Consider the following 16,496-nt stretch of genomic DNA (forward strand, 5'->3'; position numbering starts at 1 on the left):
CCTTACATCTTGCCCTTGAAGACCTGTTCCAGCTCGTCTACCTGCTCATCGGTCAGGGTACGCAACTTGCTGTTTTGCAGGATGAAATACAGCCGGGCCGTTTCTTCCAACTCTTCGGCGTTGAACATGGCGGCACGCAGATCCTTACCGCTGATCACCGGGCCATGATTGGCCAGCAGCACGGCGCTGTGCTCTGCCGACAGCTTGCCCACTTCCTCGGCGATGCGCGGATCACCCGGACGCAGGTAGGGGATCAGCGGCAACTTGCCGACCCGCATCACATAATAGGGGGTGATGGGTGGCAGGCAGTTGGCCGGATCCACCCCGTCCACGCAGGACAGCGCGGTCAGGTAGGGCGAGTGCAAATGGACGATGCCGCCCGCTTCGGGCCGCTCTTTATACATGGCGATATGCATCAGCACTTCCTTGGAGGGCTTGTCGCCATCCAGGTGCTTGCCGTCCATGTCGACCTTGCTCAACCGATCCGGGTCAAGGTCACCGAAGCTGCTGTTGGTGGGGGTGGCCAGCAGGTTGCCATCGGGCAGCCTGAGGCTCAGGTTGCCCGCGCCGCCGCTGCTGTAGCCGCGCTCGAACATGGATTTGGCAATGTTCACCATTTCCAGGCGTAGGGAAAATTCAGTCATGATAAAACTCCTGGGCTTTGGCAAAGAACTGCTCGTCTCCGAAATTACCTGACTTGAGCGCCAGGGACAGGGGCTTGTCCAGTGCTCGCACCCAGGGCACCCCCGGGGCGATCTGGGGGCCGATATGAAAACCGCTCACCGCCAGCGACTGGGTGACGATGCCCGAGGTTTCGCCACCGGCGACGATAAACTTGCTGAAGCCCTGCTCGGCCAGACGGGCGGCGATGCGGGCAAAGACCCCTTCCACCGCCTCGCTGGCACGGACCGCGCCGTATTCGGCCTGGATGCGGGCCAGTGCATCGGCTGGCTGAGTGGCATAGAGCATGGGCGCCGGGCTGGCCGGCTGGGCCGCTACCCAGTCGGCCAGCTCAATGGCACAGGCCTCGGGATCGCTCAGGCAGGACTCCACCTCCACCATGCGGTGCGGCGCCTGTTGCCGATAGGCCGCCACCTGGGCATTGGTCATCTGGGAACAGGAGCCGGACAGCACCACGGCACGGCCGGCGGCATCCGGCGCCCCCAGTTCCCGGGCCAGGGCCGCACCTTCGCCACCGGTGGCGTGGCGAGCCAGGCCGGCACCCAGACCGGAGCCGCCGGTCACCAGCGTCAGCTCACTCACCGCCTCGCCCAGCACCGGCAGATCCGCCATGGTGAGGGTGTCGAGCACCGCATAATTGATGCCATCGGCCTGCAGTTCGGCCAGCTTCGCCTTGACCGCACCGGCCCCGGCCAGCACCGCCTGATAGTCGACCAGACCGACCTTGCCATTGGCCTGGGCGGCCATCAGCCGCGGCAGGCTGGCATCACGCATCGGGGTGACCGGGTGATCCTTCATGCCGGACTCGTTGAGCAGTACCCCGTTCACGAACAGGTTGCCGTGGCACACAGTACGGCCGTTCACCGGCAGCGCCGGGCAGATCACGGTGAAGTCCTGATCCAGCGCGGTCAGCAGGGCATCGGTCACCGGGCCGATATTGCCTTCGGCGGTAGAGTCGAAGGTGGAACAATACTTGAAGAAGAAGCGGTCGCAGCCCAGTTCCTGCAGGCGCTCGAGGGCGGCCAGGGAGTCGGCAACGGCCTGCTCCACCGGGCAGGAACGGCTCTTCAATGAAATAACCACGGCGTCCACTTCCGCCGGCACCTCGGCGGGGCCGTGGCCAATCAGCTGGGTCACCCGCCAGCCGTTGGCGACCATGAAACCGGCAATATCGGTGGCACCGGTGAAGTCATCGGCGATCACGCCCAGACGATGAGCCATTATTTTTCCTCCGGCAGCTGGATGCCCTTGAAGATCTTCACCACGGCGGCGTCGTCTTCCCGGCCGAAACCCTCGTTGCTGGCGGCCAGAAACATCTGGTGCGCGGCCGAGGCCAGCGGCAGTGGAAATTTCATCTGGTGGGCGCTGTCGAGCACTATGCCCAGATCCTTGACGAAGATATCGACGCTGGAACGGGGGCTATAGTCGCCTTCGAGGATGTGCGGCACCCGGTTCTCGAACATCCAGGAGTTGCCGGCGCTGTGGGTAACCACGTCGAACATCAGTTCCAGAGGGATGTCGGCCTTGGCGGCCATCGCCATGGCTTCGGCGGCGGCGGCGATATGCACCCCGGCCAGCAGCTGGTGAATGGTCTTGACGGTGCTGCCCTGGCCGATATCGGGACCGATCACATAGAGCTTTTCGGCGATGGCATCAAACAGCGCTTTCGCCTGCTCGAACAGCGCCGGCTTGCCCGAGGCCATCACCGACAGCCGGCCTTCGGCCGCCTTGACCGCGCCGCCGGAGATGGGGGCGTCGATCATTTCCAGGCCCATCTCGGTCAGGCGCTGATGAATGGCCTTGGTCTGGGTCGCGGCCATGGTGCTGCACACCACCACCAAGCTGCCGGGCCGCATGGCCTCGGCGACGCCGTTTTCGCCAAACAACACCGACTCTACCTGGGCGCCGTTCACCACCAGCAGCAGCAGGGCGTCCAGCTGACCGGCATAAGGCAGGGCCGAGGGACCGGATGCCACGGCACCGGCTTCCGCCAGACGAGCACAGGCCTCGGCATTCAGGTCAAAACCATAGGTGTCGAAGCCGGCCCGTACCAATGACATGGCGGTGCCCATGCCCATGGAGCCCAGCCCAACGACACCAACCCGGGAAATCATGCTCATCTGACGTACTCCTAAACTGTGAAATATTGTGATGCATATAGTATTACTCACACCCATTCACAATTTAAGACGGAATGTCACAAAAATGTAAACCACATTGAAACTACAAACTATTGATTATAAATGACTTTTTATATTTGTTAAAATAACAACATTCACGCAACAGTGTGAATAAAAGTGAGATAAATACCCGTAAAAGCACGAATTCAGGCTAATTAATATCTCAAGGCATTGATAACAAAGATAAAAATAATTTGTGAAAAGGAAGAAAAAGGAGGGAAAGAACCATGAGCGAAGCCTGGTGGCCGCTCATGGTCCGGGGGGGTACCGTCACCTGCGAGGACTTAAAGACTGGCCAGCAGGCTCCACAGATCTGCCTGCATGGCACCGGCGGTCACTTCGCGGCCGGCGCCCGGTCCCTGAATCACCAGCGGGTTCTGGCGATAGTGCTGGGTTTCGATGGCAAAAACATTGTCGCCGGGGCGCAGGTGGGCAAAGGCATGATCGTCGGCGACCACTTCCAGACCCACACGGGCTTCGCCACTGACCGCATCGAAACGCGCGACATGACGTAGCACGCCGTGCTCTTTTCTCGCTCTGGCAAGGGCCTCGGCCAGGGGTTGATCCAACTCTGCCAGCCGGTCGAAGAAGGTCTCCTTGTCCAGCGTGGCGAGAGACCCGGGCACCAGATCGCTGACCCTGACCCGTTCCGGATCCAGATCGAACCCGGCTTCCCGAGCCAGAATGACCAGCTTGCGCTTCACATCCTGACCGTTGAGATCCTGACGCGGATCCGGCTCGGTCAGTCCCTGCTGCCAGGCCTGCAGTACCAGCTCGGAGAAAGGCTGGCTGCCGTCATAGTGCAGGAACAACCAGCTCAGGGTACCGGAGAAGATACCGCTGATGGCGCGGATCTGCTCGCCCGACTGCTGCAGCTGGCGCAGGCTGCTCTGCACCGGCAATCCGGCCCCCACGGTGGCATTGCTGAGAAACTGAACCCGATGCTCGGCCAGAGTCTGCTTCAGACGCAGGTAGAAGCCCTGCTCCGATGCCCCCGCCAGCTTGTTGGCGGCAATCAGGTGCACATGCTGCTGAACCAGGTCGGGGTAATACTGCACCAGGTGGTCGGAGGCGGTCAGGTCGAGCGCCACCAACTGGTCGAAGCCGTGTTCTTCCAGGTTTTCGAGCCAATCGGGCCAGACCATGGACGCGGGCTGAAAATCGTTGAGCACCTGCTCCACTTCCAGCCCCTGACTGGCGAGCATGGCCCCCTTGGAGTCGAATACCCCGTACAGGGTCAGCTGCACGTTCAGGGTCTGCTCCAGCCGCGCCTTCTGCTGCTGATACAGCTTGAGCCAGGCCTGACCGATATTGCCCCGGCCAAAGAGGATAATGCCCACACGCCGGGCTCGGCTGAACAGGCTCTGATGCAGCCGCAGCAACAGCGGGTCCAGCACGATTTTGCGCACCACCCCCACCAGGCTGAGGCCGTTACTGGCGGGCTGGATAAACTCCAGCGGCTGTTCGTTCAGCGCATGGTAAAAGTGCAGACACTGCTCGGCCTGACCGGTCACCCCCTTGCCCACCAGCGCCACCAGCGAGAAACCTTCCCGCTGCTGCAGCCCCTCGAAGCCGCCGGCAGGCTGATGATCCCGCAGTTGCGAGAAGACCTGTTCGGCCTGCTCCCGGGTATAGACAATCTGCCACCGCTTGCGCTCGGGCCGGCGCTTGCTGGCCAACGGCGCCAGTTCGCGCCGGGTCAGCCATTCGGTCAGCGCGTTAACGGTATCCTGATAACGGTCGGGGATGGTCATCTCCACCAGCACGGCATCGTCTACCGAGGTGACGATACGGGCGCCCAGATCCCGCCGGGGCTCACGCTGGATGCGGGTATGGCCATCATTCGGATGATAGCTGCAACGCAACATCAGTTGCTGCTGGCTGGCGGCCACCGGCCCCAGGGTGCGGCAATGCAGCACCGGCGAGCCCAGCCGGGCCAGTTCGGCGGCCTCCGGCAACGACAACCGGCTCAGCAGGCGGGCTTCCTTTACTCGCCGCGGATCGGCACTGAACACCCCGGGTACATCGCTCCAGATGGTGCTGTGCGAACTGTCGGCCAGTGCCGCCAGCAGGGTGGCACTGAAATCGGAGCCGTTACGCCCCAGCAGTCGGGTGCGGCCTTCCGCATCGGCGGCGATGAAGCCGGTCACCACCAGGATCCGATCCGGGTGCTCGCTCAGAATGTCGTGCAACTGCCGGCGCGAGAGTGCCTCCTCGACCTGTACCGGCGAACCGGATACCCGCAAAAAACGGCGTGCATCCAGACTGGAGGCGGGCAGTCCCTGGCTGTTGAGCAGGCTGGCCAGCAACCGGGAAGACCACAGCTCACCGAACGACTGGATAAAGCTGCGCTGATAGTCGTCCAGTCGCTGGGTTTCCAGCACGGTGGCGATGGTCCTGATATCCTCATCCAGCGCCGCCAGCAGAGCGGGAGCCTCGGTTTCACTCAGGGTGCTTTCTATCAGTCCGCGTTGAAAACTGTACAGCCCTTCCAGGGTGGCGGCGGCGGCATTATCGCCGCTGACAAAGAGACTGAGCAGCTCAATCAGGCGGTTGGTGGTCTTGCCTGAGGCCGACACCACGATCAACGCGTCGGGCTGTCCCTGGCTATTGATGATGTCGGCCACCCGATGAAAACAGGCGGCATCGGCCAGGCTGCTGCCGCCAAATTTGTGTACCGGGCGCCGATGGCTGCCGCTGTCGTTCTGCTGCTGGGTCATTACTTGCTTAATACCTTGAATGCATTGTCCAAATCGTCGATCAAATCACGCACGTCCTCGATGCCCACCGACACCCGCAGCAGCTGGTTGCTGATGCCGGCGACGAGGCGGGCCTCTTCGGTCATGGCCGCGTGGGTCATGGTGGCCGGGTGGGCGATCAGACTTTCTACCCCGCCCAGCGACTCGGCCAGACAGAACAGGTTAAGCTGCTTCAGGAAGGCTCTCATGCCGCTTTCGTCCACGTTCAGCTCGAAGCTGAGCATGGCACCAAACCCGGACTGCTGACGCGCTGCCACCTCGTGACCGGGGTTACCGGGCAGGCTGGGATGATAGATGGCCTTCACTTCCGGGCGCCCCTGCAGATAGGCGATCAGCGCCTCGGCATTCTCGCAGTGCTGACGCATGCGCACGCCTAGGGTACGCAGGCCACGCAGGGTCAGGTAGCTGTCGAAGGCCGAACCGGTCAGCCCCAGGCAGTTGGCCCACCAGCGCAGTTCTTCGGCCAGCTCGGCATCGGCGGCCACCACGGCACCGCCCAGCACGTCGGAATGACCGTTGATGTATTTGGTGGTGGAGTGCACCACCAGGTCGGCCCCCAGGCTCAGCGGTTGCTGCAGTGCCGGCGACAGGAAGGTGTTGTCGACCACGCTCAGGGCACCGGCAGCCTTGGCTGCCGCGCACAGGGCCGCGATATCTACTACCCGCAGCAAGGGGTTGGAGGGAGTTTCAATCCACAGGATTTTGGGCTGCTTGGCCAGGGCTGCCGACAGCGCCGCGGCATCGTTCTGATCCACGTATTCCACCCGGAAGTTGCCTTTCTTCGCCAGGGCATTGAACAGCCGGTGGCTGCCACCGTAGCAATCGTGAGGCGCCAGCAGCAGATCGCCGGCCTGCAACTGGGAGGTGATGATCAGATTGATGGCGCCCATGCCGGTGGAGGTCACCGCCGCACCGGCGCCCTGCTCGAGCCTGGTCAGGGCCTCGATCAGCGTCTGTCGGGTCGGGTTGCCGGAGCGGGTGTAGTCAAACTGGCGCGGCTGATCGAAATCGGCAAAAGAATAGGTGCTGGTGAGGTAGACCGGCGGCACCACCGCACCATGCTGGGTATCGGTATCGATACCGGTACGAACGGCATAAGTCTGGGTCTGGTAATCTGGCATATCCTCTCCTTTGCACACTGGCAGCCTGATAATACGGAACTTCCAAAGCACGCACAGTAACCCAGCCGATATGAGCCGTCAATCCTTCCGGACGTCTATCGTTCTTTGCTGTTGGATTGCCAATAAAAAACGTAAGGGTTACAATCCGGCTCGGATTTTAACCTTGATGCGGGTAGATAATGAAAACTGAATGGAACGGCGATTATATCAGCCCTTACGCCGAGCACGGCAAGAAAAACGAACAGGTCAAAAAGATCACCGTGTCCATACCGCTCAAGGTATTGAAGATACTGACCGACGAACGCACCCGTCGTCAGGTCAACAACCTGCGCCATGCCACCAACAGCGAGTTGCTGTGCGAGGCCTTTCTGCACGCCTATACCGGTCAGCCCCTGCCCCAGGACGAAGACCTGCGCAAGGACGTATCCGATCAGATACCGGCTCATGCCCGGGCCATCATGACCGAACTGGGTATCGAGATAGAAGACTACGCCATCGGCGACGAAGAATAACAAGGCCCGAGATCCCATGGAACGTTTTGCCGAGAACCTTCTTTATGCCTCCCGCTGGCTGCTGGCGCCGATTTATTTCGGCCTGTCGCTGGCAGTGCTGGCCCTGGCGATCAAGTTTTTTCAGGAAGTTTTTCACTTGTTGCCGCACGTCTTCAGCATCGCCGAAGCAGAGCTGATCCTGGTGATACTGTCGCTGATCGATATGGCGCTGGTCGGTGGTCTGCTGGTCATGGTGATGATTTCGGGTTACGAGAACTTCGTCTCCCAGCTGGATATAGATGAAAACAAGGAAAAGCTGAACTGGCTGGGCAAGATGGATTCCGGCTCGCTGAAGATGAAAGTCGCGGCCTCCATCGTCGCCATTTCCTCCATCCACCTGCTGAAAGTGTTCATGAATGCCCAGAATATAGCGGACAACAAACTGCTCTGGTATGTAGTGATCCACATGACCTTTGTGCTGTCCGCCTTTGCCATGGGTTTTCTGGACAAGATGACCAAGCACAAGCACTGAGGCCGGCGGATGGTCGAGCGGTCAATGTTCGGCTAGTGAAGATGTTCGACGAATAAAAACGGCTCTGGCGTCACCGCCAGAGCCGTTTTTATCTGCGCATTGCACCAAGGCCTGCGACGCGCGGTGTGGGTTTATTCCGACGGCACCAGGATCGTCGACCAGGGCAGCCCCGCATCCCCCAGGGTGACGAAGTTGGGATTGATCAGGCTGTCGCGCCGGTTGTAGCTGAGCCGGTTCAGACTCAGATCCAGAATGCGGCCCCCCGCCTCTTCCACTATGCACTGGGTCGCCCCGGTATCCCATTCGCCGGTCGGGCCGATACGCATATAGATGTCGGCCTCCCCTTCGGCCACCAGGCAGGATTTGAGCGAGCTGGAGCCCAGCGGCACCAGCTGATAGTCAAGCGAGGACGTCAGCCGGGAGCGTACCCAGTCAACGTTCTGCCGGCGGCTGATGACGATGCGCAGCCGGGTCGGCGGCTCGGTCGGATCATAATGTCGCGCCGCAATCTGCCTGGTCTCGCCGTTCGCTTCCTTGAAGGCGCCATGGCCACGCGCCGCATAATACAAGAGATTGTTCACCGGTCCGTACACCACTCCCAGCACCGGCTTGCCATCTTCGATCAGCGCTATCATGGTCGTAAAGTCACCGCTGCCGGCAATAAACTCCTGGGTGCCATCCAGCGGGTCCACCAGCCAGTAACGCGGCCAGCGACGGCGCTCGGCCAGCGGGATAGTCCCCCCCTCTTCGGACAGCACGGGTATATCGGCCAGCTCCCGCAGCGCCTGATCGAGATAGACGTGGGCAGCCAGATCGGCACTGGTCACCGGGCTGTCATCGTCTTTGTGTTCGGCCTGGTACTGTCCACTGTTGTACAGGGCCAGGATCAGGCTACCGGCTTCGCGGGCGGCGGCTTTAACACCGGGTAACAAGGCACAGATCTCCATGCTTACTCCTCTTTATTGAGCCAGTCCTGCAGTAAAAACAGGCCGCAGATGCTGCGCGCTTCACTGAAGTCCGGCCGGGCCATCAGCTGGTCCAGTTGATCCAGCGGCCAGGGCACCACGTCCAGCGGCTCCGGCTCATCCCCCTCGCGCTGTTCAGGATACAGATCCCGAGCCAACAAGATATCCATACGACTACCAAAATAACCGGGTGCCAGCGTCACCTGTTTCAGGTGCGTCAATTGTCTCGCCCCGTAGCCGATTTCTTCCATCAGCTCGCGGTTACCCGCCTCGATGGCGTCTTCTCCCGGATCGATCAGTCCCTTGGGGAAACCCAGTTCATAACTGTGGGTACCGGCGGAATACTCACGGATCAGCAAGATGGTCTCTTCGTCGAGCAACGGCACCAGCATCACGGCACCACGACCGCTGTTGCGCATGCGCTCGTACACCCGTTCCACACCGTTACTGAACTTGAGATGGACCGACTCCACCTTGAATAACCGACTTTCCGCCACCATTTCGGTGTGCAGTATCTCGGGTTTTTGTTTGTTGTCCGCCATGTCCCGTTTCCGTATCTTGGCTCACCCTACCCAGAGATTATCGCAACTCTCGGTAAACGTCTGCCCACAAGTTGCCGGAAGCGGGGTTTTACCCCGTCGAGATACGCCCCGGGCCGGGGCATCTGGTATAATTCAGACCCGGTTTTAATGAGAGCGAGCGCAATGAACGGAGAAAACCCCTCCATCCGTCTGGATAAATGGCTGTGGGCCGCCCGCTTCTACAAGACTCGCAGCCTGGCCCGCACCATGATTGACGGCGGCAAGGTGCACTACAATGGCCAGCGCAGCAAACCCAGCAAACAGGTAGAGGTCGGCGCCCTGATCCGCCTGCGTCAGGGTAACGATGAAAAGGAAGTCGTGGTGCTGGAACTGTCGGAGCACAGAGGCAAGGCAGAGCAGGCCCAGCGTTTGTATCGGGAAACCGAAGACAGCATCAAGCAGCGCGATAAAAACGCCGAGGCCCGCAAACTCAACAGCCAGTTTGCCCCCAGCCCCGAGCGCCGGCCGGATAAAAAGGAACGGCGCACCCTGCTGAAAATCAAGCAGGGAAACTGAGCCAGCCCGGGGGCCCGGACAGACAACCGCCTCTGGCCTGGCGCAGAGCTGAGGCGGGCGACTTACACTTTATATACAGACGATAACGGCCATCGGCCGATACAGGACTTTTATGACTCACATCGATCAACTTCATCGTTATCTGTTCGACAACTACCAGGTGCGGGGAGAACTGGTCCAGCTGCAGCAAAGCTTGCACCAGGTGCTGGCATCCCAGGCCTATCCGACGCCGGTCAAACGGCTGCTGGGTGAGCTGCTCACCGCCACCAGCCTGCTGACCGCCACCCTCAAGTTTGAAGGCCATATCACGGTACAGTTGCAGGGCGACGGCCCGGTGTCCATGGCCGTGATCAACGGTGACCACCAGCAGCATCTGCGCGGCGTGGCCCGGTGGGAAGGCGAGGTGCCCGACAGCGACAAGCTGGCCGATATCGTCGGCAAGGGCTACCTCGCCATCACCATTACCCCCTTTGAAGGCGAACGCTATCAGGGCATCGTCGAACTCGGCGAGCACTCTCTGAGCGAAAGCCTGGAAAACTACTTTGCCCAGTCCGAGCAGCTGAATACCCGCATCTGGCTGTTTACCGACCTGCAGCACGAACAGCCTCGCTGTGCCGGTATGCTGTTGCAGGCACTGCCCGGTGACCAGGAAGGCGACTTTACCCATCTCGAAGCCCTGACCCATACCATCAAGGCCGACGAGCTGATGAACCTGGATGCGCACGAAATTCTGTACCGCCTCTATCATCAGGAAGCGGTGCGGGTATTCGACCCTCAGCCGGTTCGTTTTCAGTGCACCTGCTCGCGGGAAAAATGCGAACAGGCGCTGTTGCAGGTGGGCCAGGAAGAAGCCCGGGATATTGTGAAGGAAGAAGGTAAAATTGAAATGCACTGTGATTATTGCGGCAATCGATACCACTTCAACGAAGCCGATCTGCAGAGCCTGTTCAATGACGCGCCGACACTGCATTAATATTTAATCCAGATCATTTAGTTCAGGTTAATAGGGGCTTTATGCCCCTATTGACTTAATTCGTTTCGCAAAGCCCCAAATTTTGACACCGATCCCCTAAACGCCGCCTGATTCCTGCTAGTCTGCCGACATAAAACAATCCTAATAACGATCCTTACCCAACCCGTACCAGGAGATAATAATGACGTCCAAGGCGCAGCAATTAGGCCTTTCGCAATACGGTATCAATGACGTTACCGAGATCCTTCACAACCCGTCTTACGAACTGCTGTTCGCAGAAGAAACCCGTGCGGATCTGGAAGGCTACGAAAAAGGCGTGGAAACCAGCCTTGGCGCCGTTGCCGTGGACACCGGTATCTTTACCGGCCGCTCTCCCAAGGACAAGTACATAGTACGTGACGATGTCACCCGCGACACCGTCTGGTGGGCCGACCAGGGCAAGAACGACAACAAGCCGATGAGCCAGGAAACCTGGACCGAGCTGAAAGCCCTGGTAACCGGACAGCTGTCCGGCAAGCGCCTGTTCGTGGTCGACACCTACTGCGGTGCCAACCCCGATACCCGCCTGTCCGTGCGCTTCGTGACCGAGGTCGCCTGGCAGGCCCACTTCGTGAAGAACATGTTCATCCGCCCTAGCGACGCCGAGCTGGAAAGCTTCGAGCCCGACTTCGTGGTCATGAACGGCGCCAAGTGCACCAACCCCAACTGGAAAGAGCAGGGCCTGAACAGCGAGAACTTCGTTGCCTTCAACCTGACCGAACGCATCCAGCTGATCGGCGGTACCTGGTACGGCGGCGAGATGAAGAAAGGCATGTTCTCCATGATGAACTACCTGCTGCCGCTGAAGGGCATTGCCTCCATGCACTGCTCCGCCAACGTGGGTAAGGACGGCGACGTGGCCATCTTCTTCGGCCTGTCCGGCACCGGCAAGACCACCCTGTCCACCGACCCCCAGCGTCAGCTGATCGGCGACGACGAACACGGCTGGGACGACGACGGTGTGTTCAACTTCGAAGGGGGCTGCTACGCCAAGACCATCAAGCTGAGCAAGGAAAACGAGCCGGAAATCTACGCCGCCATCCGCCGCGACGCGCTGCTGGAAAACGTCACCGTAAAAGCAGATGGCAGCATCGACTTCGATGATGGCTCCAAGACCGAAAACACCCGGGTCTCCTACCCCATTCATCACATCGACAATATCGTCAAGCCGGTGTCCAAGGCCGGTCACGCCAAGAAGGTGATCTTCCTGACCGCCGACGCCTTCGGCGTACTGCCCCCGGTGAGCAAGCTGACCCGCCAGCAGGCCGAATACCACTTCCTGTCCGGCTTTACCGCCAAACTGGCCGGTACCGAGCGTGGCATCACCGAGCCGACCCCGACCTTCTCCAGCTGCTTCGGTGCCGCCTTCCTGAGCCTGCACCCGACCCAGTACGCCGAAGTACTGGCCAAGCGCATGGACGCAGCCGGCGCCGAAGCCTATCTGGTCAACACCGGCTGGAACGGTACCGGCAAGCGGATCTCCATCAAGGCGACCCGTGCCATCATCAACGCCATCCTCGACGGCTCCATCGAAGATGCCGAGTTCGTTCAGCTGCCCTACTTCAACATGGCCATTCCGACCGCGTTGAACGGCGTGGAAGACGGCTCCATCCTGGATCCGCGCAACACCTATGCCGATCCCGCCGAGTGGGATGGCAAGGCAAAGGATCTGGCCAAGCGTTTCGTCGACAACTTCGAGAAGTTCACCGACACCGCCGAAGGCAAGGCCCTGGTTGCCGCCGGCCCCCAACTGTAAGCACGCCGATTGCAAGCAATACCCAGCCCCGGCAATCGCCGGGGCTTTTTTATGCCTGCCAGACCTCTTTTGCCACCTCGAAAAAGCCTTTGGACAGGGGGCTCGCCTGCTCGTCGTTACGCATCACCAGGGCGCCAATCCGGGCCATGGTCGGCAACGCCAATGGCCGGATCTCGACTCCTGGCAGCTCGGCAAACAAGGCACTGCCGGCCGGGATCAGCGCACAACCCAGCCCCGAATGCACCGCCCGCATCAGCCGGGAGACCGAGTTGGAGGCCAGCATCGGTTGCAGCCTGATGCCCTGTCGGGCAAATACCGTGTCCAGATAGCGGCGAAAATACATGCCGGTTTTCGGCAGACACAACGGCAGCTCCGCCAGATCTGCCGGCGTCGGCACCACAGGCAGCTGTTCTCGCCAACCCGGCCCAAAGGCCACCACCACCCCCTGCTCCGGCAACGCCAGGCTGTTCAATCGCGCCAGCACTTCGGGTTCGAAGAAGCCGCCGCCGATATCCAGGCTGTTCTTTTCCAGCCCCTGCAAAATGGCATCGGCAGTCATGTCATTGAGCTCGAAGCTCACCCCCGGATAACGCTGCCGCAACAGCGCCAGCACCGGACTGAGATCCATGCAGCTTAGCGGGACTAGCCCCAGCCGCACCGTACCGGCCAGGCTGCCCTTCATCGCCTCCACTTCCAGTTTGAGGTTGTCGTAATGACTCAGCAGGATGCGGGCCCGATCCAGCACCCGCTCTCCAGCCGGAGTAAAGCCCTCGAACTGCTTGCCCCGGCGCACCAGGGGCATGCCCAGCTCCGACTCCAGCTGCTTGATACGCATCGACAGGGTCGGCTGGGTAATGCAACAGGCCTCTGCCGCCCGCCCGAAGTGCCGCTCCCGCTCCAGGGCACAGAGGTAATAAAGCTGTTTGATGTCCATGACTCGCCCGGTTTTAAATCAATATAAAATATGATTAACATCTCTTTTGATAGGCTACATCTTTCACGATATCGAGTCTTTCGATTAGATCACGACCCGGAGGCTGGCTACACTGGCCCTACTATTTTTTGCCCGCCAGATCCGGGGAGCCAGCCGTAACCTGCTGCACCAGCCCCGCCGGCAACGCCCGCGGGGCTATTCCACTTCGGCGGCAGCGCACCAGGCAGCAAGGTATCACCATGACAACAAAAAAAATCAAACCCTATCAGGGCCCGGCCGGTGGCTGGGGCGCCCTGGCCTCCACCACCCGTTTCGTGTTCGGCAGCAAGAAGCCGGCGGCCAACATCCGCAACCTGCTGCGGGCCAACCAGGTCAAGGGGTTCGACTGCCCCGGCTGTGCCTGGGGCGACGAGCAGGGCAAGCATTTCTCTTTCTGCGAGAACGGTGCCAAGGCCATCAGCTGGGAAGCCACCGGGAAGCAGGTCACGCCGGGCTTTTTCCGGCAACATCCGGTCAGCCAATTACAGCACCAGAGCGACTACTTTCTCGAATATCAGGGCCGCATCGAACAGCCCATGTACCTGAACCGGGAAACCGACCGCTATGAACCCATTTCCTGGGACGATGCCTTCGCCCTGATCGCCCGCCACCTGAACACGCTGGAACACCCGGATCAGCTCGAGCTCTATACCTCGGGTCGGGCCAGCAACGAGGCCGCCTATCTGTATCAGTTGTTCGGCCGGTCTTTCGGTACCAACAACTTTCCCGACTGCTCCAACCTCTGCCACGAGGCCAGCGGTGTGGCCCTCGGCCAGGCCATCGGCGTCGGCAAGGGTACCGTCACCCTGCACGACTTCGATCAGGCCGATGCCATCTTCGTGTTCGGCCAGAATCCGGGTACCAACCACCCCCGCATGCTGCACAGCCTGCGCAACGCCGCCCGCAACGGCACCGCCATCGTCACCTTCAACAACCTGAAGGAGCGGGGCCTGGAGCGCTTTGCCGATCCGCAAAGTCCCATAGAGATGCTGACACCGAAAGACTCGCGCATTTCCAGCCACTATTTCTGCCCGCGACTGGGCGGCGACATGGCGGCAATACGCGGCATGGCCAAGCTGTTGCTGGAATGGGACGCCGAAGCCCTGGCCAGAGGCGAGGCCGGCCTGCTCGACCGGGACTTTATCGAGCGGCATACCTCGGGGCTGGACGACTACCTGGCAGAAGTGGCCGCCACCCCCTGGGAGCAGATTGTCGAGCAGTCGGGTCTGAGCCGGGAGCAGATCACCCAGGCGGCACGAGTGCATGCCGGCGCCAAACGCGTCATCGTGACCTGGGCCATGGGCATTACCCAGCACAAGCATTCGGTGGCTACCATTCGGGAGCTCGTCAACCTGCAACTGCTACGCGGCCAGCTCGGAAAACCGGGGGCCGGTTTGTGTCCGGTGCGGGGCCACAGCAACGTGCAGGGCAACAGAACCGTCGGCATCAACGAAAAGCCCGATACCGCCTTTCTGGCTCGGATGGAACAACACTTCAATCATCCCATGCCCCGCCGGCCCGGCCATAATGCGGTGGCCGCCATTCAGGCCATGCTGGACGGCGAATCGAAGGTGTTTATCGCCCTCGGTGGCAACATCGCCGCCGCCGCACCCGACACCCACGTTACCGCCCGGGCCCTGGCCAACTGCACGCTGACGGTACAGATCAGCACCAAACTCAACCGCAGCCATCTGATGGCCGGTAAGGAAGCGCTGATCCTGCCCTGCCTGGGCCGCACCGAAGAAGATGTGCAGGCCAGTGGCCCCCAGTTCATCACGGTGGAAGACTCCTTCAGCATGGTGCATGCCTCCCAGGGTGTGGGCAAACCCAAGAGCCCGCACCAGCGCTCGGAAACCGCCATCATCGCCGGCATGGCCCGGGCCACCCTGGGCTCGCAACCGGTAGACTGGCAGGCGCTGGCCGATGATTACGATCGCATTCGCGAGCACATCGCCGCCACCATTCCCGGCTTCGAGCAGGTCAACGAACGGCTGCAACAGCCCGGTGGCTTCTATCTCGGCAACAGCGCCGCCCGTCATGAATGGCAGACCGACAACGGCAAGGCCAGTTTCGGCGCCGACCCACTGCCTGCCCGCCTGATCCCGGAAGCCATTACCACCAGGGCACAGGGCATGCTCTCTACCCTGCAGACCCTGCGTTCCCACGATCAGTACAACACCACCATCTACGGCATGGACGATCGCTACCGGGGCGTGTACGGTCAGCGCATGGTGATTTTCATGCACCCGGACGAGATTAAGCGACGCGAGCTGCAGGAAGGAGACTGGGTCGAACTGGTCAGCGTCTGGCAGGACGATGTGGAACGCAAGGTCGGCGGCTTCAAGGTGGTGGCCTACGATATTCCGCCCGGCGACGTGGCGGCCTATTACCCGGAAACCAACCCCCTGGTGCCGCTGCACAGCGTGGGCGACGGCAGCGACACGCCGACCTCCAAGTCGATTCCGGTGCTGATCCGCAAGCAGGAAGCACCGCGCATTATTTAAGCGTGATCCCGTAGCCGCAGCAGCCCGTTGGAACGCTTCACCAGCAACGCCAGCTCCTGTTTCAGCAGCTGGCTGAATTCCTCGGTGGCCCGGGAGCGCGCCCGGTGGGCCGGGTACAGCAGATGATACGAAAACGACACCCAGGGTTCGAAGGGGCGAAACACCAGGTTGGCCAAGGTCGACGCCCTGCTGGCCGAGGTTGGCAGCAGCAACCGGCACCTGCTGAGCGCCACCATCTATGTGAAAGACATGAGCCTGTTCGCCGAAATGAACCAGGTATGGGACGCCTGGGTGCCTGCCGGTCATGCCCCGGCCCGCGCCTGTGTAGAAGCCGCCATGGCCAGCCCTGAGTTACTGGTGGAAATATCGGTCATCGCCGCCATTCCCGAAGCCTGATCCCCCGCCATCATCGGCTCCCGACATAA

Annotated in this window: 16 protein-coding genes; 7 read left to right on the plus strand and 9 right to left on the minus strand. The window is 60.9% G+C overall.

Going from position 1 to position 16,496, the window contains the following annotated elements; translation table 11 throughout:
• Positions 1 to 2: 2 nt before the first annotated feature.
• The 5 genes from otnC to metB form a co-directional block, all read right to left on the minus strand.
• Complete coding sequence (gene otnC, locus BFR47_RS14635) at positions 3 to 644, minus strand: 3-oxo-tetronate 4-phosphate decarboxylase (RefSeq protein ID WP_071473759.1); 642 nt, start codon at positions 642 to 644, stop codon at positions 3 to 5.
• A complete protein-coding gene (gene otnK / locus BFR47_RS14640) occupies positions 637 to 1,902 on the minus strand; it encodes a 3-oxo-tetronate kinase (RefSeq protein ID WP_071473760.1) in 1,266 nt (421 codons plus the stop codon). The genes otnC and otnK overlap by 8 nt, the downstream gene beginning before the upstream one ends.
• Complete coding sequence (gene ltnD / locus BFR47_RS14645; protein ID WP_071473761.1) at positions 1,902 to 2,801, minus strand: L-threonate dehydrogenase; 900 nt, start codon at positions 2,799 to 2,801, stop codon at positions 1,902 to 1,904. The genes otnK and ltnD overlap by 1 nt, the downstream gene beginning before the upstream one ends.
• A gap of 344 nt (positions 2,802 to 3,145) precedes the next feature.
• On the minus strand, positions 3,146 to 5,581 hold the full coding sequence (gene metL, locus BFR47_RS14650; protein ID WP_071473762.1) for a bifunctional aspartate kinase/homoserine dehydrogenase II: 2,436 nt from the start codon (positions 5,579 to 5,581) through the stop codon (positions 3,146 to 3,148).
• Positions 5,581 to 6,741 (minus strand): cystathionine gamma-synthase, encoded by a 1,161-nt coding sequence (gene metB / locus BFR47_RS14655; protein ID WP_071473763.1) that lies wholly within the window; start codon positions 6,739 to 6,741, stop codon positions 5,581 to 5,583. Before metB ends, metL begins: the two co-directional genes overlap by 1 nt.
• Before the next feature lie 179 nt (positions 6,742 to 6,920).
• Here metB and metJ point away from each other — a divergent pair, with 179 nt between their 5' ends.
• Both metJ and BFR47_RS14665 read left to right on the plus strand, forming a co-directional pair.
• The gene (gene metJ, locus BFR47_RS14660) at positions 6,921 to 7,253 is read left to right on the plus strand and encodes a met regulon transcriptional regulator MetJ (RefSeq protein ID WP_071473764.1); all 333 of its coding nucleotides are present in this window, start codon (positions 6,921 to 6,923) and stop codon (positions 7,251 to 7,253) included.
• 16 nt (positions 7,254 to 7,269) lie between these two features.
• Complete coding sequence (locus BFR47_RS14665; RefSeq protein WP_071473765.1) at positions 7,270 to 7,764, plus strand: TIGR00645 family protein; 495 nt, start codon at positions 7,270 to 7,272, stop codon at positions 7,762 to 7,764.
• Positions 7,765 to 7,895: 131 nt separating this feature from the next.
• On the opposite strand, the gene cysQ is transcribed toward BFR47_RS14665, so the two are convergent.
• Together cysQ and nudE are read right to left on the minus strand one after the other, a co-directional pair.
• Entirely contained in the window at positions 7,896 to 8,711 is an 816-nt protein-coding gene (gene cysQ / locus BFR47_RS14670; protein WP_071473766.1) for a 3'(2'),5'-bisphosphate nucleotidase CysQ, read from the minus strand.
• 2 nt (positions 8,712 to 8,713) lie between these two features.
• Positions 8,714 to 9,271 carry an ADP compounds hydrolase NudE gene (gene nudE / locus BFR47_RS14675; protein WP_071473767.1) on the minus strand — a complete coding sequence of 186 codons (558 nt, stop codon included), beginning with the start codon at positions 9,269 to 9,271 and terminating at the stop codon, positions 8,714 to 8,716.
• Positions 9,272 to 9,433: 162 nt separating this feature from the next.
• On the opposite strand from nudE, the gene hslR reads away from it, so the two are divergent.
• The 3 genes from hslR (at position 9,434) to pckA (ending at position 12,594) form a co-directional block, all read left to right on the plus strand.
• Positions 9,434 to 9,826 carry a ribosome-associated heat shock protein Hsp15 gene (gene hslR / locus BFR47_RS14680; protein ID WP_071473768.1) on the plus strand — a complete coding sequence of 131 codons (393 nt, stop codon included), beginning with the start codon at positions 9,434 to 9,436 and terminating at the stop codon, positions 9,824 to 9,826.
• A 112-nt stretch (positions 9,827 to 9,938) separates the two neighbouring features.
• On the plus strand, positions 9,939 to 10,799 hold the full coding sequence (hslO, locus tag BFR47_RS14685; RefSeq protein ID WP_071473769.1) for an Hsp33 family molecular chaperone HslO: 861 nt from the start codon (positions 9,939 to 9,941) through the stop codon (positions 10,797 to 10,799).
• A 181-nt stretch (positions 10,800 to 10,980) separates the two neighbouring features.
• Positions 10,981 to 12,594, plus strand: a complete 1,614-nt coding sequence (gene pckA, locus BFR47_RS14690; protein ID WP_071473770.1) for a phosphoenolpyruvate carboxykinase (ATP) — start codon at positions 10,981 to 10,983, stop codon at positions 12,592 to 12,594.
• Positions 12,595 to 12,643: 49 nt separating this feature from the next.
• On the opposite strand, the gene BFR47_RS14695 is transcribed toward pckA, so the two are convergent.
• Positions 12,644 to 13,528 (minus strand): LysR family transcriptional regulator, encoded by an 885-nt coding sequence (locus BFR47_RS14695; RefSeq protein ID WP_071473771.1) that lies wholly within the window; start codon positions 13,526 to 13,528, stop codon positions 12,644 to 12,646.
• A gap of 239 nt (positions 13,529 to 13,767) precedes the next feature.
• Here BFR47_RS14695 and BFR47_RS14700 point away from each other — a divergent pair, with 239 nt between their 5' ends.
• Positions 13,768 to 16,071: an FdhF/YdeP family oxidoreductase gene (locus BFR47_RS14700; protein WP_071473772.1), complete on the plus strand. Its 2,304-nt coding sequence runs from the start codon at positions 13,768 to 13,770 to the stop codon at positions 16,069 to 16,071.
• Here the strand turns inward: BFR47_RS14700 and BFR47_RS17860 are convergent.
• Complete coding sequence (locus tag BFR47_RS17860; RefSeq protein WP_139215196.1) at positions 16,068 to 16,247, minus strand: hypothetical protein; 180 nt, start codon at positions 16,245 to 16,247, stop codon at positions 16,068 to 16,070. The two genes, BFR47_RS14700 and BFR47_RS17860, sit on opposite strands and share 4 nt — an antisense overlap.
• On the opposite strand from BFR47_RS17860, the gene BFR47_RS17630 reads away from it, so the two are divergent.
• A complete protein-coding gene (locus BFR47_RS17630) occupies positions 16,240 to 16,467 on the plus strand; it encodes a RidA family protein (protein WP_083399169.1) in 228 nt (75 codons plus the stop codon). The genes BFR47_RS17860 and BFR47_RS17630 overlap by 8 nt on opposite strands.
• Positions 16,468 to 16,496: the final 29 nt, after the last annotated feature.

The sequence above is a fragment of the Oceanisphaera psychrotolerans genome, assembly GCF_001870485.1.
Taxonomy (GTDB): domain Bacteria; phylum Pseudomonadota; class Gammaproteobacteria; order Enterobacterales; family Aeromonadaceae; genus Oceanimonas; species Oceanimonas psychrotolerans.

Coding starts and splice junctions, on each gene's coding strand:
- otnC (WP_071473759.1), bottom strand. CDS start 644: ATGACTGAATTTTCCCTACGCCTGGAAATGGTGAACATTGCCAAATCC.
- otnK (WP_071473760.1), bottom strand. CDS start 1,902: ATGGCTCATCGTCTGGGCGTGATCGCCGATGACTTCACCGGTGCCACC.
- ltnD (WP_071473761.1), bottom strand. CDS start 2,801: ATGAGCATGATTTCCCGGGTTGGTGTCGTTGGGCTGGGCTCCATGGGC.
- metL (WP_071473762.1), bottom strand. CDS start 5,581: ATGACCCAGCAGCAGAACGACAGCGGCAGCCATCGGCGCCCGGTACAC.
- metB (WP_071473763.1), bottom strand. CDS start 6,741: ATGCCAGATTACCAGACCCAGACTTATGCCGTTCGTACCGGTATCGAT.
- metJ (WP_071473764.1), top strand. CDS start 6,921: ATGAAAACTGAATGGAACGGCGATTATATCAGCCCTTACGCCGAGCAC.
- BFR47_RS14665 (WP_071473765.1), top strand. CDS start 7,270: ATGGAACGTTTTGCCGAGAACCTTCTTTATGCCTCCCGCTGGCTGCTG.
- cysQ (WP_071473766.1), bottom strand. CDS start 8,711: ATGGAGATCTGTGCCTTGTTACCCGGTGTTAAAGCCGCCGCCCGCGAA.
- nudE (WP_071473767.1), bottom strand. CDS start 9,271: ATGGCGGACAACAAACAAAAACCCGAGATACTGCACACCGAAATGGTG.
- hslR (WP_071473768.1), top strand. CDS start 9,434: ATGAACGGAGAAAACCCCTCCATCCGTCTGGATAAATGGCTGTGGGCC.
- hslO (WP_071473769.1), top strand. CDS start 9,939: ATGACTCACATCGATCAACTTCATCGTTATCTGTTCGACAACTACCAG.
- pckA (WP_071473770.1), top strand. CDS start 10,981: ATGACGTCCAAGGCGCAGCAATTAGGCCTTTCGCAATACGGTATCAAT.
- BFR47_RS14695 (WP_071473771.1), bottom strand. CDS start 13,528: ATGGACATCAAACAGCTTTATTACCTCTGTGCCCTGGAGCGGGAGCGG.
- BFR47_RS14700 (WP_071473772.1), top strand. CDS start 13,768: ATGACAACAAAAAAAATCAAACCCTATCAGGGCCCGGCCGGTGGCTGG.